This window comes from Staphylococcus felis (assembly GCF_003012915.1).
GTDB classification, from domain to species: domain Bacteria; phylum Bacillota; class Bacilli; order Staphylococcales; family Staphylococcaceae; genus Staphylococcus; species Staphylococcus felis.
The window spans coordinates 1,816,668-1,832,493 of sequence record NZ_CP027770.1; the positions used below are offsets into that span (position 1 = coordinate 1,816,668).

General features: G+C 33.1%; 11 protein-coding genes. 8 read left to right on the forward strand and 3 right to left on the reverse strand.

Features of this window, described 5'->3' with window-relative positions; all coding sequences use genetic code 11:
* The first annotated feature begins 19 nt into the window (after positions 1–19).
* The 6 genes from tkt to sbcC all read left to right on the forward strand — a co-directional run bounded on the left by tkt (position 20) and on the right by sbcC (position 8,142).
* The gene (gene tkt, locus C7J90_RS08485) at positions 20–2,005 is read left to right on the forward strand and encodes a transketolase (protein WP_103209716.1); all 1,986 of its coding nucleotides are present in this window, start codon (positions 20–22) and stop codon (positions 2,003–2,005) included.
* Positions 2,006–2,130: 125 nt separating this feature from the next.
* Positions 2,131–2,370 (forward strand): YneF family protein, encoded by a 240-nt coding sequence (locus C7J90_RS08490; RefSeq protein WP_103209714.1) that lies wholly within the window; start codon positions 2,131–2,133, stop codon positions 2,368–2,370.
* A gap of 244 nt (positions 2,371–2,614) precedes the next feature.
* Positions 2,615–3,079 (forward strand): CcdC family protein, encoded by a 465-nt coding sequence (locus C7J90_RS08495; RefSeq protein WP_103209712.1) that lies wholly within the window; start codon positions 2,615–2,617, stop codon positions 3,077–3,079.
* A 230-nt stretch (positions 3,080–3,309) separates the two neighbouring features.
* Positions 3,310–3,768 carry an IS200/IS605 family transposase gene (gene tnpA / locus C7J90_RS08500; RefSeq protein WP_106465116.1) on the forward strand — a complete coding sequence of 153 codons (459 nt, stop codon included), beginning with the start codon at positions 3,310–3,312 and terminating at the stop codon, positions 3,766–3,768.
* Between the two features lie 225 nt (positions 3,769–3,993).
* Complete coding sequence (gene sbcD, locus C7J90_RS08505; protein ID WP_103210788.1) at positions 3,994–5,109, forward strand: exonuclease subunit SbcD; 1,116 nt, start codon at positions 3,994–3,996, stop codon at positions 5,107–5,109.
* Complete coding sequence (sbcC, locus tag C7J90_RS08510) at positions 5,110–8,142, forward strand: exonuclease subunit SbcC (protein WP_103210786.1); 3,033 nt, start codon at positions 5,110–5,112, stop codon at positions 8,140–8,142.
* 327 nt (positions 8,143–8,469) lie between these two features.
* Here sbcC and C7J90_RS08515 read toward each other — a convergent pair whose 3' ends face one another.
* The 3 genes from C7J90_RS08515 to mscL all read right to left on the reverse strand — a co-directional run bounded on the left by C7J90_RS08515 (position 8,470) and on the right by mscL (position 10,665).
* Complete coding sequence (locus C7J90_RS08515; RefSeq protein WP_244905075.1) at positions 8,470–9,315, reverse strand: IS3 family transposase; 846 nt, start codon at positions 9,313–9,315, stop codon at positions 8,470–8,472.
* A 23-nt stretch (positions 9,316–9,338) separates the two neighbouring features.
* A complete protein-coding gene (locus C7J90_RS08520) occupies positions 9,339–9,881 on the reverse strand; it encodes a transposase (protein ID WP_232618807.1) in 543 nt (180 codons plus the stop codon).
* Between the two features lie 421 nt (positions 9,882–10,302).
* Entirely contained in the window at positions 10,303–10,665 is a 363-nt protein-coding gene (gene mscL, locus C7J90_RS08525; protein ID WP_103209887.1) for a large conductance mechanosensitive channel protein MscL, read from the reverse strand.
* 313 nt (positions 10,666–10,978) lie between these two features.
* On the opposite strand from mscL, the gene C7J90_RS08530 reads away from it, so the two are divergent.
* Both C7J90_RS08530 and acnA read left to right on the forward strand, forming a co-directional pair.
* Positions 10,979–12,613: a BCCT family transporter gene (locus C7J90_RS08530; protein ID WP_103209942.1), complete on the forward strand. Its 1,635-nt coding sequence runs from the start codon at positions 10,979–10,981 to the stop codon at positions 12,611–12,613.
* Between the two features lie 454 nt (positions 12,614–13,067).
* Positions 13,068–15,767 (forward strand): aconitate hydratase AcnA, encoded by a 2,700-nt coding sequence (gene acnA / locus C7J90_RS08535; RefSeq protein WP_103209885.1) that lies wholly within the window; start codon positions 13,068–13,070, stop codon positions 15,765–15,767.
* Positions 15,768–15,826 lie beyond the last annotated feature (59 nt).

Sequence of the window (15,826 nt, forward strand, 5' to 3'; positions counted from 1 at the left end):
TAAGAAAGGAAGTCGTAAAATGTTTGACAATAAAGATATAAAAGCAGTAAATACCATTCGTGGATTAAGTATTGATGCAATTGAAAAAGCAAATTCTGGGCACCCTGGTTTACCGATGGGGGCAGCTCCAATGGCTTATACATTATGGACACGTCATTTGAATTTTAATCCGAATTCACATGAATATTTTAACAGAGATCGTTTCGTTTTATCAGCAGGTCATGGTTCAGCATTATTATATAGTTTATTACATGTATCAGGTAGCTTAGAAATGGAAGAGCTTAAGCAATTTAGACAATGGGATTCCAAAACACCAGGTCACCCTGAGTACAAGCATACTAAAGGGGTTGAAATTACAACAGGGCCTTTAGGACAAGGTTTTGCAATGTCAGTAGGTATGGCAATGGCAGAAAAACATCTTGCTGCTAAATTTAATAAAAATATTTCGGTTGTAGATCACTACACATACGTTTTAGCTTCAGATGGTGATTTAATGGAAGGAATTTCACATGAAGCTGCTTCTTTAGCCGGACATTTAAAACTAGACAAATTAATTACGTTATATGACTCTAATGACATCTCTCTTGATGGTGAAACGAACAAATCATTTTCAGAAGATATTAAGGCTCGATTTGAGTCATATGGATGGAATCATATTTTAGTTAAAGATGGTAATGATTTGGAAGAAATAGACAAGGCAATTACAACAGCTAAGTCACAATCAGGTCCTACAATTATCGAAGTGAAAACAATCATAGGTTACGGTTCTCCAAATAAGGCAAATAGCAATACTTCTCATGGGTCACCACTTGGAGAAGAAGAGCGTAATTTAACATTTGAAAATTATCAACTAGATGCTTCTAAACGTTTCCATGTTGAAGATGAAGTGTATCAGATTTTTAAAGATACTATGTTACAACGCGCAGATCAAAATGAAGCAGAATGGAAATCAAATTTAGAAGAATACTCAAAACAATATCCAGAATTAGCAGAAGAGTTTAAAACGGCAATTGCTGGAGAACTACCAACTCATTATGAAAAGGAATTACCTAAATACGATCTTGATCATAAAGCAGCGTCACGTGCTGACTCTGGAGATATCATTCAAGCTATTAATCAATCAGTCCCATCATTTTTTGGTGGATCAGCTGACTTAGCTTCATCTAATAAATCAAATGTAAAAGATGCCAAGGATTTCTCAGCAGAAGATGGTAGTGGTAAAAATGTTTGGTTTGGTGTTCGTGAATTTGCAATGGCAGCTGCGGTAAATGGTATGGCTGCACACGGAGGGCTTCATCCTTATGCTGCAACATTCTTTGTTTTCAGTGATTACTTAAAACCAGCTTTACGTCTTGCAGCAATTATGGGTCTGCGCTCATCATTTATCTTTACTCATGATTCAATCGCTGTAGGTGAGGATGGTCCAACGCATGAGCCAATTGAACAATTGGCTGGTTTGCGAGCAATTCCAAACTTAAATGTGATTCGTCCAGCAGATGGAAATGAAACACGAGTTGCTTGGAAAGTGGCATTAGAATCTAACGGAACACCAACAGCGCTCGTTTTGACTAGACAAGGTTTACCTGTTCTAGATGTTTCTGAGGATACTGTAGAAGAAGGTGTTCGAAAAGGGGCATATGTAGTCTACGAAACATCAAAAGAACCAGAATATGTATTACTTGCAACAGGTTCAGAAGTAAGTTTAATGGTAGATGTTGCTAAGTCATTAGAAGATGAAGGTAAAGGTGTGCGCGTTGTTTCAATGCCGAATTGGAATGCATTCGAAGCACAATCACAAGAATATAAAGACTCAATTTTATTACCAGATGTAGATAAGCGTGTAGCAGCTGAAATGGCAGCAACTTTAGGTTGGCATAAATATGTGGGCATGAATGGTTTGGTGATTGGTATTGATCGTTACGGTGCAAGTGCTCCTGGTGATTTAGTTGTTAAAGAATATGGATTTACTAAAGAAAATATTTTAGAACAAATTAAAAATATGTAATTATTTATGGTGCCGAGTCTCATTATTGATAGAGGCTCGGTTTTTGTAGTTAAGGTTTAATATTTCACTAAGTCCTACCTTGAAATAGTATGATAATTTTAGTAAAATGCTAGAGGATATAGAAAGTGGGTGAAACGATGGCAACATGGTTAGTAATATTATTAATAATTGTTGCACTCATCATTGGACTTGTCGGTGGTTTCTTCTTAGCACGTAAGTATATGATGGATTATTTGAAGAAAAATCCTCCAATCAATGAAGAGATGTTACGAATGATGATGATGCAAATGGGTCAAAAACCATCACAAAAGAAAATTAATCAAATGATGACAATGATGAATAAAAATATGGATAAAAAAATATAATATCCATGACGTCAGTCATATCAAGGAGTTTGGGATTTGTTGAACAATTCCAAACTCTTTTGCTTTTAATATAGGTGACAAATTGGTAACAAAAGATTGTCGTGTTAGTCTTCGTCAGTACTTTCTAAAATCTTCTTTATTTCGGTTTCAGTGTTCGAATATAAGTAGTAGTTGTACATTACTCTAAATTTGATAATGTGGTATACTTATCTGTATTATTGAAAGATAATGGAGGAAGCTTCAATTGACATATTTAGTTTTTTCAATCCTAATCGCATTCGTGATGGGGGCAGGTGTTATCGTCGTTAGAATGAAGGCTCAAAAGTATCCTGTTAATGAGAAAAAAATTATATTACCGCCATTCTTTATGGCAACAGGTGCGCTCATGTATATCTTTCCTTATTTTAGGCTAACAGGATCTGAAATAATAGAATCCATTGTTATAGGTATTTTATTTTCGAGTGTACTGATTATGACTTCTCACTTTGAAGTGAAAGATTCAGATATATATTTGAAGAAGTCTAAGGCTTTTCCAATAGTGCTTATTAGTTTACTTGTAATACGTACTATATTGAAAGTATTTATCGGAAGCTCTATAGATGCTGGAGAGCTTGCGGGCATGTTCTTCTTATTAGCGTTTAGTATGTTAGTCCCATGGAGAGTTGCCATGTTATTAAGATATAAAAAAATTAAAAATAGCTTAATGTAAAATTGAGCTACTGCAATTATCAATTTAAATACTAAGATACAGAAGCTGAGGCGCCATAAAGAGTCTCAGCTTTTATATTAATGACTTCAGTCAGTTGAGCACGTAAAACGTGCGAAACAATAAACCACCTGCTATGCGGGTGGGCAACAAAAGTTATACTAAAAAAATCCCTGCTTAGCGTTATAATTAAGGTGTTCAAGCCAAATTAATAACGAAAGTAGGGATTTTTTATGGCTAATAAAGCCAAGAGTTTAGCACATACAAAATGGATGTGTAAATACCACATTGTATTTACTCCAAAGTATAGAAGAAAAATCATATACAATCAATACAGACCATCAATTATTGAAATTATAAAGTTATTGTGCAAATACAAAGGTGTGGAGATTATAGAAGGACATATGATGCCAGATCATGCACATCTATTAGTGAGCATCCCACCCAAAATAAGCGTTTCAAGCTTTATGGGGTATTTAAAAGGTAAAAGCGCTTTGATGATATTTGATAGACATGCAAATTTGAAATACAAATTTGGAAATCGTCACTTTTGGGCAGAAGGGTATTATGTAAGTACAGTTGGATTAAATGAAGCCACGATAAAAAAATATATACAGAATCAAGAAAAACACGATAAAGCGATTGATAAGTTGAGCGTAAGAGAATATGAAGACCCTTTTAAGGGTTATTGAAGTTAGTCAAAAGCCTCTTTAGAGGCTAGCTAAAGAGACAATGGCATTTTGGCTTGAGCATGAAATGAAAAAGCCAGCGCCTTTAGACGCTAGCCGGTAAAGCGGGCTTATAGCCCAAGAGCAAACCACCCGTTTTACGGGTGGTCCTGATTACATAGAAAGTACTTGTGAATTTCAGATAGATGTTTTAAAATAAATAAGAACAAACGTTCGGGAGTGATGATATTGAAAATTATACATACTGCTGATTGGCATCTAGGTAAAATCTTAAATGGACATTCCTTTTTAGAAGATCAAAAAGTAGTACTTAAACAATTTTTAGACGATGTTCAACAAGAAAAACCCAATTTAATCATTATAGCTGGTGACATTTATGATACATCTTATCCTAATAAGGAAACGGTCACTTTAATGGAAGAAACTATTTCAAAATTAAATTTGCAATTCAATGTGCCAATAATTATTATTAGTGGAAATCATGACAGTAAAAGAAGACTAAGCTATGGTGCGTCATGGTTTATGCAAAACAATTTATTCATTCGAACTGAGCTTGAGGATTTTTTTAAACCGATTCAATTCAATGACTTTCATTTTTACACATTACCTTTTTTTACAATTTCTGAAGTTAAATCATTTTTTTCAAAGGAAATCGGCTCGTATGAGGAAGCTGTTCGCTTGTTAATAGAACATTTAAAATCTCAAATGGATATGAGTAAAACAAACGTTCTTATCGGTCATTTTACTGTATACGGTGCTCCTAAAAGTGATTCAGAAAGAGAGATAACTATAGGTACTATTGAATCAGTGGAACCTAGTATTCTAGAAGAATTTGACTTAGTTCTGCTTGGCCATATTCATCATCCTTTTACTTTAAGTGCTGACCATATTTTTTATAGCGGGTCGATTTTACAATATTCTTTTTCAGAAACTAAACAAGTTAAAGGATATCGTATTTTTAATTTGAAAAACAAAGCGTATTCTCAGCAATTTAAAATGTTAGAACCTAGACATGAACTTGAAGTGATTGAGGGCCGTTATACAGATATTATTAATGGTGAATTTGCTAGAAAAAGTAACGACAGTTATTTTCATTTTAAGCTTATGGAACTATCCCAAATAACAGAGCCGATGCAAAAATTAAAACAAGCGTATCCTAATACTTTAGCATTGACACCTTACGCTATTGAGACTCAAGATAGCATCCAAAAAGTTCAAAATATAAAAAAACTAAAAACATCAGAAATAGTAGAGGATTTCTATGAGAAAATGATGGACACACCACTTTCGAATGTTCAAAAGTCAAATTTGAACCAAATTTTGAATGATATGGAGGAAAATTAAATGAGACCTTTGTTATTGCATTTACAAAATTTTGGTCCTTTTTTAGATGAAACAATTGATTTTACAAATATTAAATTAAATCAATTGTTTCTAATTAGTGGTAAAACGGGTTCTGGTAAAACAATGATTTTTGATAGTATTGTTTATGCTTTGTATGGTCGTGCATCAACTGAAAAAAGGGAAGTGAAACATTTACGAAGTCACTTTGCGAATCCAAATGAGCCATTGACTGTAACGTTTGAGTTTGAAATTCAAAATGAAAGATACAAAGTGATACGCAAAGCTTCGTTTCTTAAGGAAGGTAATAAAAATGAAACGAAGCCACAGTTGGATATTTATCATTTTGAAAACGGTGCTTTTCAACTTAAGGAGAGTAAAGTGAGTTCTGGAGAAAAGTATCTTTTAGAATTATTAGGGCTCAAGCAACATCAATTTCGACAACTTTTTATATTACCTCAAGGTGAATTTAAAACATTTCTATTTTCTAATAGTTCAGAGAAACAGACGATATTGAGAACACTTTTTAATACACAATTGTATGACCAGCTAAAAAATCAACTTACAGATCAAACTGAAATAACTAAAAAAGAAATCGAACGTCAACACATGAAGCTTGAAAGTTTGTGGCAAGAGCTTTATACATTAGATGATGAAGCATTAACTGAAATTCAACAGCAGCCTACACAACAATATGAATTAATATTAAAGTATCTTCCTAAATTTTCTGAATTAGGTCTAAAAAAAATTCAAGAGCTTCGCCAAGAAAAAGAAAAGTTAACAGAAACGTATAATCAATTGAAGCAAGATATATTAAGACAGGAAAAGCGTCAAGAGAGTGTTCATAGATATAATGACCTTAAATTAAAGTTGCAACAATTAAAAGAGCAAGAAAAAACAATGACTTTGTACGAAAAGAAACTCGAGTTAATTCAAAAAAGTAAATTAGCCCTTCGTATATATGAAGAGTTAGAACATACACAAAAAATATTATTTGAAAAAGAAGAACAATTAGAGTATCTACAAAAAAACATTAAAGAAACTGAACATATTTTAAATCAAAATAAAGAAAAATATGACGAACATATGAATCAAAAATCACAGTATGAACGCTATAGCCAGTTTTGTGATCAAACACAGCACTATTATCGAAACATAGAATCGTTTAAAACGAAATTTGAAGCGTCGGTTCTTGTTGCGTCACAAATTAATCAAATTGATCAAAAAATAGAAAAACAACAGAGTAAAGTAGAACAACTTTATGAGCAAAAGGGCAATCAAGATCCAGACTACAACTATATTAATCAATTACATGAAAAGTTTTATGAGTCTCAATCTGTACTTAAAGATTTAAAAGAATCACAGAAGAAGTATGAAAAAAGAGAAGCACTTGAATATCAATGTAAACAAAATGAAGGTCGATTAAAGCAAATTCGTGATGAGATTGAACATTGTAATCATGAATATAATGAACTAAGTGAAACGGATACTACTATTTTAACGCATGAGGAAACAATTATTGCTTTACGACAATCATTGCATGACGGGGCTTCTTGCCCAGTTTGTGGTACTACTGTCAGTGATGAGCTTCAAGGTAAAACTTTAGAAGATTTGAAATCACAGTATGACTATAATAAAAAGATAAAGAAAAAGCGAGAACAACTCGTTGAGAAAGCGATTCAAACTGAGTCGCAGTTGGAAATGATGCATGATCAAATTGAAGAATTAAAGCATGTTTCAGATAATGCTGAACATATTAATCAGTTGGAAGAGTCTATATTAGATATAAATCAAAGTATAAAAAATGCACAACAAAAAGCTGAAAAAATAGAACAATTAAATCAAAAATTAAAAGAAATGGAACAATCAATTGTCGATTTACAAAATGAAAAAATGATAAAAGAGCAAGAGTTACACCATATACAAGATGCTGTAAATCAATTCCAAACGAACACAGGATGTAAGGAAATCGAATCATTTATTCAAATTTATCAAAAGTATGAAACATATGTACAGTCTTTCAGTACGAAAAAAGAGAAATTGGAAAATGACATTAACGAAAATAAGCAACATTTTAAGCAGACTTCATATCAATTAGATGTTAATCAGTCTCAAATTAAAGATGACACTAAAAGGAAAATTCAATTAGAAACAGAACTACATGATGAGCTTGAGCATTTAAATATCAATCACATTAATGAGATAAAGGAGATTAAGGTAGAGAGCCAAAATGAAGAACATTATCAAGTAGCAGTTGATCAATTTAAGCAATCTTTACATGTCATTTCAACCCAATTAGAAGATGAAAAGTGTATTTTTAATGCAATTGAGCCTGTTGATTTAATGACATTGAATGATTCTGCAAATCAATTACAACATAGAATAGATGAAAAGCAAAAACAATATAATGAGATAAACTTTCAAAATAAGAACAACCAAAAAGTTGTCCAAAAGATAGAAGATTTAATAGATCAGTTAAAGGAAACTTTATCTAATCAAATTGAAATTGTAACGTTAGCTGATGTAATCTCAGGAAAAAATAATCACAATTTAACATTAGAAAATTACGTGTTAATTTATTATTTAGAACTGATTTTAATTGAGGCAAATAAACATTTTCGAAATATGACCGGACAACGATATGAACTGATCAGAAAGAAACGAAAAGGACGTGGATTTAGTGGACTAGAACTTGAAGTATTTGACTATTATTCAAATCAATCGCGTCACATTGCTTCATTGTCTGGAGGCGAAACTTTCCAAGCATCACTAGCATTAGCATTAGGTCTAAGCGAAATAGTTCAAAGAGAGCAAGGTGGGGTTTCTCTTGATTCAATGTTTATAGATGAAGGATTTGGAACTCTGGATCAAGAAACCCTTGAAACCGCTATTAATACATTAGTTCAGTTGCAGTCTAGTGGAAGGTTAGTTGGAATTATCTCACACGTCTCAGAGTTAAAAAATCGGATGCCTGTTATTTTGGAAGTTAAATCAAAGAACTATGAAAGCTATACACAAATTAATTTTAATGATTAATGACAAATAAAACAGGCTGGGACATAAATATCTCAGTAATCGAAAAGCTTCGAGGTTTTCGTAAAAATTTACGAAAAATCTCGAAGTGTTTTCCTTTATTAAAGGATACGAAAGTGTCTTTTTTTAAAGTGTTTTAATGTAAAATTACACGTATATCACATCGTATTGTTGGCGAGACGCCTGAGGGAATAGGATGAGCGTCGAGACCGCGGCTCGACCCATCCTCCTAAAAAATGCGAGCCAAACAATACGAATTATTGATAAAAGAAAAGCATAGAGGTGATTCTGAATCATGAATGTACTGAACCCCAAAAGTTGTACTTTGGTTTAGTATACGATTTCAAAGGTTTGTTTCCTATATTGTGTAGGAGACAAGCCTTTTAATTTTGCTTTAATTCTTGTATTGTTATAAAAATTGATATATTTATGAATTGATTGTTCTAATTCTTGGAATGTTTCAAATGATTGTCCATAATACATTTCTTGTTTTAATAACCCAAAGAAGTTTTCCATTGAGGCATTATCTAAGCAATTGCCTTTTCTAGACATACTTTGAAATAGATCATGTTCTTTTAATGACTCAATATAGTTTCTATTTTGATAATGCCATCCTTGATCTGAATGAATTGTCATTCGATAAAAAAGTTGCGGTCTCATTGCTAGTAATTCAGTTAAAGGTTCAATAACAATATCTATAGTAGGACGCTTTGATATACGATAACTTAAGATTTCCAAGTTATATAAGTCCATAAAAGGTGATAAATAGGCCTTTGTTCCATCGCGTAATTTAAATTCTGTAATGTCTGTAACCACTTTTTGATAAGGTCGATCTGTATTAAAACGACGTTTTAATATATTTTTAGCTACTTTACCTATAGTTCCTCTATAAGAATTGTATTTTCTTGTTTTATGCTTAAATTTCGTACATGTTAAATGGTGTTCTTTCATAATTCGTCTTACTTTCTTATGATTGACTGTCATTCCTTTATTAGCCAATGCTTGAGTAACTCGACGATAACCATAAGTATAATCACTTTCTTTACAAATTTGCTTAATAGATTCAACTATATCTATATCTTTTTTAGGTTTTTTGAAACGTTCAAGCCAGTAGTAGTACACGGATTTAGCTATTTCTGTAACTTCAAACAGAAGGCTTAACCCAAATTGATACATTTCATGTAATTCTTTAATGACCTTTACTTTTTCGGATGTTTGCTTCCGTAATGTTGGGTCAAGCGTTGTAACTTTTTTTGATAAGCGATACCTGCTTTCAACATTTCATTTTCATTTCTAAGTCTTTCTAATTCTTCGCGTTCATCTTCTTTTAATGGTAAATGATTATCTGGTTTAACTTTTGTCTGCTTTCTTTTCATTTTAGAAGGACGTCCTCTCTGTTTATTGTCTAAACCGAGAATACCTTCTTCATTAAATTTACGCTGCCAAACGGCTAACATAGCTGGATTAGAAATTTTAAAGTGATTGGCTGTTTCTCGATAAGACAATTTATTTTCTTGTCTAAATCTTAAAACAGATACTTTAAAATCTCTAGTATATTCTTTATTCTGCAATTTTTTATCTAATCCTTTTGGTCCAAATTCCAAATACTGGTTAACCCATCTTTGAAGTATAGAATAATGAGATAGACTATATTTTTTAGCTAATCTCTCATATCCTAAACTACTATTTAAATATTCCTGAACTATTTTTAACTTGATTTCAAATTTATAATGTTTACCCATAAAAATGCACCCCATAAAGTTAGATTTTTTAGTCCAACTTTTGGGGTGCACATCAGAATCATCTCTACGCTATTATTTTCATTATTTGGCTCTCAGTCAAATTGGACTGGTCACATTAAATTAAGGCGTTATGCAATAATGGATTGTTTAACGCCTTTTTCGTTGTGTGATCATAAAGTCTTGAACATTAATGCCTCTTTTAATACGACATAAATCAGTAAAATTGAGTTGGTAAAACATACTTTATAATTTAGGGGTGTGAATAAATATAGCACATTTGATTGATTCCTAAGCCGAGACTTCTGAGGCGCCTAGAAAAGCGAGGCTTTATGGAACAATCAAATAAATGAAATTATTTATACACCAGTCCGATTTACTATAGAACCATTATTTTGGGATTTATGTTCTAGACGCTTTTAAATTATGATTTATTTTGTTGGCGTAATAAATCGCGAATTTCAGTTAATAAGACAGTGTTTTCTTCAATTTCTTCTTCGACTTCTGAAGGTTTAACAATAGTGTTAGCAATCTTTACAAAAATAAATAAAGCAAATGCGATAATAATAAAGTCGATGACTGATTGAATAAAAATACCGTATTTAATACCAAACATAGACCAATTCTCAGCAAAATCAACTTCGCCAAATAATAGACCAATTAAAGGCATGATGATATTTTCAACTAAAGATGTAACAATTTTATTAAATGCAGCCCCCATAACTACGGCAATAGCTAAATCTAATACATTTCCTTTTAATGCGAACGCTTTAAATTCTTGAAACATAGCAATTCTCCTTATAAATATAAATTGATAAATGAATAAAAAAAGTATACCCTAAAAACGTTTTGTTTACAATCGTAAAATATATATAATTATATGTTATATTTTGTAAACTTAAAAACTAAAAAATATTGAAGGTTATAAAAGTTTAAAGCGTTTTAATTGATGGCATTCGTTTGGTGCATTGATTAAGTGCTTATATTTTGTTATCGTATATATGTTAATAGTGCTTTTAATTGACATTCACAAAAGTTTGCGTTGTAAATTAAAAGTACTTAATTAAAAATGAATAGAGGAAAGGGAGTATGTTATGACTATGAATACTTCAACTCCAGAACCAAATGGTAAGAAGTTTTCGCCTGTTTTTATTATTAGTGCAATTATAGTTGCGATTATTGTGGCAATTGGGGTGTTTATCCCTACACAATTTGGCGACTTTACAAATGAAATTAAGTTATGGATTACCGATAATTTAGGATGGTACTATCTCATTTTAACAACAATCATAGTATTTTTCTGTGTATTCTTAATTTTTAGTCCGATTGGAAAGTTAAAACTGGGGAGACCGAATGACAAGCCGGAATTTAATACTATTTCATGGTTTGCAATGTTATTTAGTGCAGGAATGGGGATTGGTTTAGTATTCTATGGAGCAGCGGAGCCACTTTCTCATTTTGCAGCGCCACCAAATGCTGATCCTAAAACAACGGAGGCATTTACTGAATCATTACGTTCCACATTTTTCCACTGGGGCTTTCATGCATGGGCAGTATATGGTGTCGTAGCATTGGCTTTAGCGTATTCCCAATTTAGAAAGGGAGAACCTGGACTAATCTCTAAGACCTTACGCCCTATTTTAGGAGATTATGTTGATGGTATCATTGGTACAATCATTGATGTGTTAGCTGTGTTTGCTACAGTTATTGGTGTAGCAGTTTCTCTAGGTATGGGTGCGCTTCAAATAGCAGGTGGATTAGAATATCTATTTGGGATACCAAATACAATTGTGACACAAGCTGTAATCATCATTGTTGTGACGATATTGTTTATTATGAGCGCTTGGTCTGGATTAAGTAAAGGTATCCAATATTTAAGTAATACAAATATTGGTCTAGGTACAATATTGCTCATTGCGGGATTAATTGCTGGTCCTACAGTACTTATTTTAGACATGTTTACAACTTCAACGGGTAGCTTATTAAATTCATTCCTATTTAATAGTTTTGATGCTGCAGCTACAAATCCAAGTAAACGTCAATGGATGACGGATTGGACGCTTTACTATTGGGGTTGGTGGTTAAGTTGGAGTCCATTTGTTGGTGTGTTTATTGCACGTGTTTCTAGAGGTAGATCAATTCGTGAATTTATTTCAGGTGTTTTATTAGTACCTGTAATTGTGAGTTTCTTATGGTTTAGTGTGTTTGGTGTTTTAGGTATTGAAACTGCTAAAAAGCATCAAAAGATTTTTGAAATGTCTTCAGAAACACAATTGTTTGGTGTATTCCATCAATTGCCAATGGGTATGGTTTTATCCATCATTGCGTTATTACTTATTGCATCATTTTTCATTACATCAGCAGATTCGGCAACGTTCGTTTTAGGTATGCAAACAACAAGGGGTTCTCTCAATCCAAGTTCGTTAATTAAGGTCACTTGGGGAATTGCACAATCTCTTATTGCATTCGTATTGTTATTATCAGGCGGTGGAGATAGTGCTGCAGGTTTAAATGCATTGCAAAGCGCGGCTATTATTAGTGCTTTACCGTTCTCATTTATTGTTATAATGATGATGATTAGTTTCTACAAGGATGCTAACCAAGAGCGTAAGTTTTTAGGATTAACACTAACACCTAATAAACACCGTCTCAAAGAATATGTTGCGAATTCACAACAAGATTATGAAGATGAACTTATTTCAAAGCGTAAAGCTTTACGTGAACAGGAAAAATAATTAGTTTTAATATAAATGCATTCAGAAGAGTCTGGGGTATCAATCCTAAAATAATAGCGTAGAGATGGTTCAATGATTGAATCACCTCTACGCTTTTCCTTTATCAATAATTCGTATGCCCTCAGGAGTCTCGCCAACAATACGACGTGATATACATGTAATTTTACATTGAAATACTTTTTGAAAAAAGCCACTTTCGTATCATTGAATGAATCATCTTATTTTAAGAAAACTTCGAGATATTTATGTCCCAGCCTGTTATTCATTGAAAATGATTCTCAACTAATAAAATATACTTATTACACTCACTCTTAGTGATAACTTTTTTTTATAGTAACTAATTATAAATGCGAAACTTCAAAAAGGGTCTTTTCCTTCTTATTCAGTTGTATTCATATCATCTTAATTATACAATTAAATAAACGGCATATAAATATATCAGGGGGGATATTTAATGGCTTCTAATTTAAAAGAACAATCTAAAAAGTCATTTCAAGTTAATGGTAAAGAATTAACGTATTATGATTTAAATACGTTAGAAGAACAAGGTTTAACTCAAGTAAGTCGTTTGCCATATTCAATTCGTGTACTATTAGAATCGGTTTTGCGTCAAGAAGATGGTCATGTTATTACAGATGAACATATCAAAGCGTTATCGACTTTTGGAAAAGAGAATGAAAAAGGTGAAGTGCCATTTAAGCCGTCACGTGTCATTCTCCAAGATTTTACAGGTGTTCCAGCTGTTGTTGACTTAGCATCATTACGTAAAGCAATGGATGATGTTGGTGGAGATTTATCTAAAATTAATCCTGAAGTACCTGTTGATTTAGTTATTGACCACTCTGTTCAAGTTGATAGTTATGCTAATACAGATGCTTTAGAAAATAACATGAAGTTAGAGTTTGAGCGTAACTATGAGCGTTATCAATTTTTAAACTGGGCTACAAAAGCATTTGATAATTATAATGCTGTACCGCCAGCAACAGGTATCGTTCACCAAGTTAACTTAGAGTATTTAGCAAATGTAGTTCACGTTCGTGAAGAAAATGGGGAGAATGTTGCATTTCCTGATACATTAGTAGGTACTGACTCTCATACGACAATGATTAATGGACTAGGCGTATTAGGTTGGGGTGTCGGCGGTATTGAAGCTGAAGCCGGAATGCTCGGACAACCTTCTTATTTCCCAATTCCTGAGGTTATAGGTGTTCGCTTAACAAATGAACTTCCTCAAGGTGCGACTGCTACTGACTTGGCTTTACGTGTTACAGAATTATTACGTAAAAAGGGTGTAGTAGGGAAATTTGTTGAGTTCTACGGTCCAGGTGTAGATAAGTTGCCATTAGCAGATCGTGCAACTATCGCAAATATGGCTCCTGAGTACGGTGCGACGTGTGGTTTCTTCCCAGTGGATGATGAAACTTTAAAATATTTACGTTTAACAGGTCGTACGGATGATCATATTGAAATAGTTGAAAAATACTTAAAAGAAAATCATTTATTCTTCGATGTTTCTGAAGAACCTAATTATACGGATGTCGTTGATTTAGATTTATCAACTGTTGAAGCTTCTTTATCAGGACCAAAACGACCTCAAGACTTAATATTCTTAAGTGATATGAAAAAAGAATTTGAAAAGTCTGTCACAGCACCAGCCGGTAACCAAGGTCACGGTTTAAGTAAAGATGAATTTGATAAAAAAGCAACTATTCAATTTAAAGATGGTTCAACAACTGAAATGAAAACAGGAGATATTGCAATAGCTGCAATTACTTCATGTACAAATACATCTAACCCATACGTTATGTTAGGGGCAGGTTTATTAGCTAAAAATGCAGTTGAAAAAGGATTGAAAGTACCTGAATATGTCAAAACATCATTAGCGCCAGGGTCTAAAGTTGTAACAGGCTATCTACGCGATGCAGGCTTACAGTCGTATTTAGATCAATTAGGATTTAACTTAGTAGGTTATGGATGTACGACATGTATTGGTAACTCTGGTCCTTTACTTGAGGAGATTGAATCAGCAATCGCTGAAGAAGATTTACTTGTTACATCTGTATTATCAGGTAACAGAAACTTTGAAGGACGTATCCATCCTTTAGTGAAAGCGAACTATCTTGCATCACCACAACTTGTTGTAGCTTATGCTTTAGCTGGTACAGTTGATATTGACCTTCAAAATGAATCATTAGGTAAAGGTAAAGATGGTGAAGACGTCTACCTTAAAGACATCTGGCCTACAATTAAAGAAGTGGCAGATACTGTAGAAAGTACAGTAACGCCAGAACTATTCAAAGAAGAATATAAGAGTGTTTATGATAATAATGAGCTTTGGAATCAAATTGACACGACTGAACAACCTTTATACAACTTTGATCCTAAATCAACATATATTCAAAACCCTACATTCTTCCAAGGTTTATCTAAAGAGCCTGAATCTATTAAGCCTTTAAGTGATTTACGTGTAATGGGTAAATTTGGAGATTCTGTCACAACTGACCACATTTCTCCTGCTGGTGCAATTGGTAAAGATACACCGGCTGGTAAATACTTATTAGATAACGGGGTTTCACCGCGTGATTTTAACTCATACGGATCTCGTCGTGGTAACCATGAAGTCATGGTACGTGGTACATTTGCAAATATTCGTATCAAAAACCAATTAGCGCCAGGTACAGAAGGCGGATTTACAACATACTGGCCTACTGGTGAAGTAATGCCTATCTTTGATGCGGCTATGAAATATAAGCAAGACGGTACTGGTTTAGTTGTGTTAGCTGGTCATGATTATGGAATGGGCTCTTCTCGTGACTGGGCTGCTAAAGGGACTAACTTGTTAGGTGTCAAAACAGTTATTGCACAAAGTTATGAACGTATCCATCGCTCAAACCTTGTAATGATGGGTGTGTTGCCATTACAATTTTTAGAAGGTGAATCGGCTGATACACTTGGTTTAGAGGGTAAAGAGAACATTTCAGTTGATATTAATGAAAATATTAAGCCGGGTGAAAGAGTTAAAGTTACAGCTACTAAAGAAGATGGTTCTACGATTTCATTTGAAGCGAAAGCAAGATTTGATTCAAATGTTGAAATTGATTATTATCGTCATGGTGGTATTTTACAATTAGTATTACGCAAAAAATTAGCTTAAAATCAAGCGTATACTTTTCATAATAGTTAATGTTTAGGGTAAGATATGAAGTGGAGTCG

Bases quoted from the DNA above. Each gene is read 5' to 3' on its own strand.
- tkt (WP_103209716.1), top strand. From the start codon at position 20: ATGTTTGACAATAAAGATATAAAAGCAGTAAATACCATTCGTGGATTA.
- tnpA (WP_106465116.1), top strand. From the start codon at position 3,310: ATGGCTAATAAAGCCAAGAGTTTAGCACATACAAAATGGATGTGTAAA.
- sbcC (WP_103210786.1), top strand. From the start codon at position 5,110: ATGAGACCTTTGTTATTGCATTTACAAAATTTTGGTCCTTTTTTAGAT.
- C7J90_RS08515 (WP_244905075.1), bottom strand. From the start codon at position 9,315: ATGTATCAATTTGGGTTAAGCCTTCTGTTTGAAGTTACAGAAATAGCT.
- C7J90_RS08520 (WP_232618807.1), bottom strand. From the start codon at position 9,881: ATGGGTAAACATTATAAATTTGAAATCAAGTTAAAAATAGTTCAGGAA.
- mscL (WP_103209887.1), bottom strand. From the start codon at position 10,665: ATGTTTCAAGAATTTAAAGCGTTCGCATTAAAAGGAAATGTATTAGAT.
- C7J90_RS08530 (WP_103209942.1), top strand. From the start codon at position 10,979: ATGAATACTTCAACTCCAGAACCAAATGGTAAGAAGTTTTCGCCTGTT.
- acnA (WP_103209885.1), top strand. From the start codon at position 13,068: ATGGCTTCTAATTTAAAAGAACAATCTAAAAAGTCATTTCAAGTTAAT.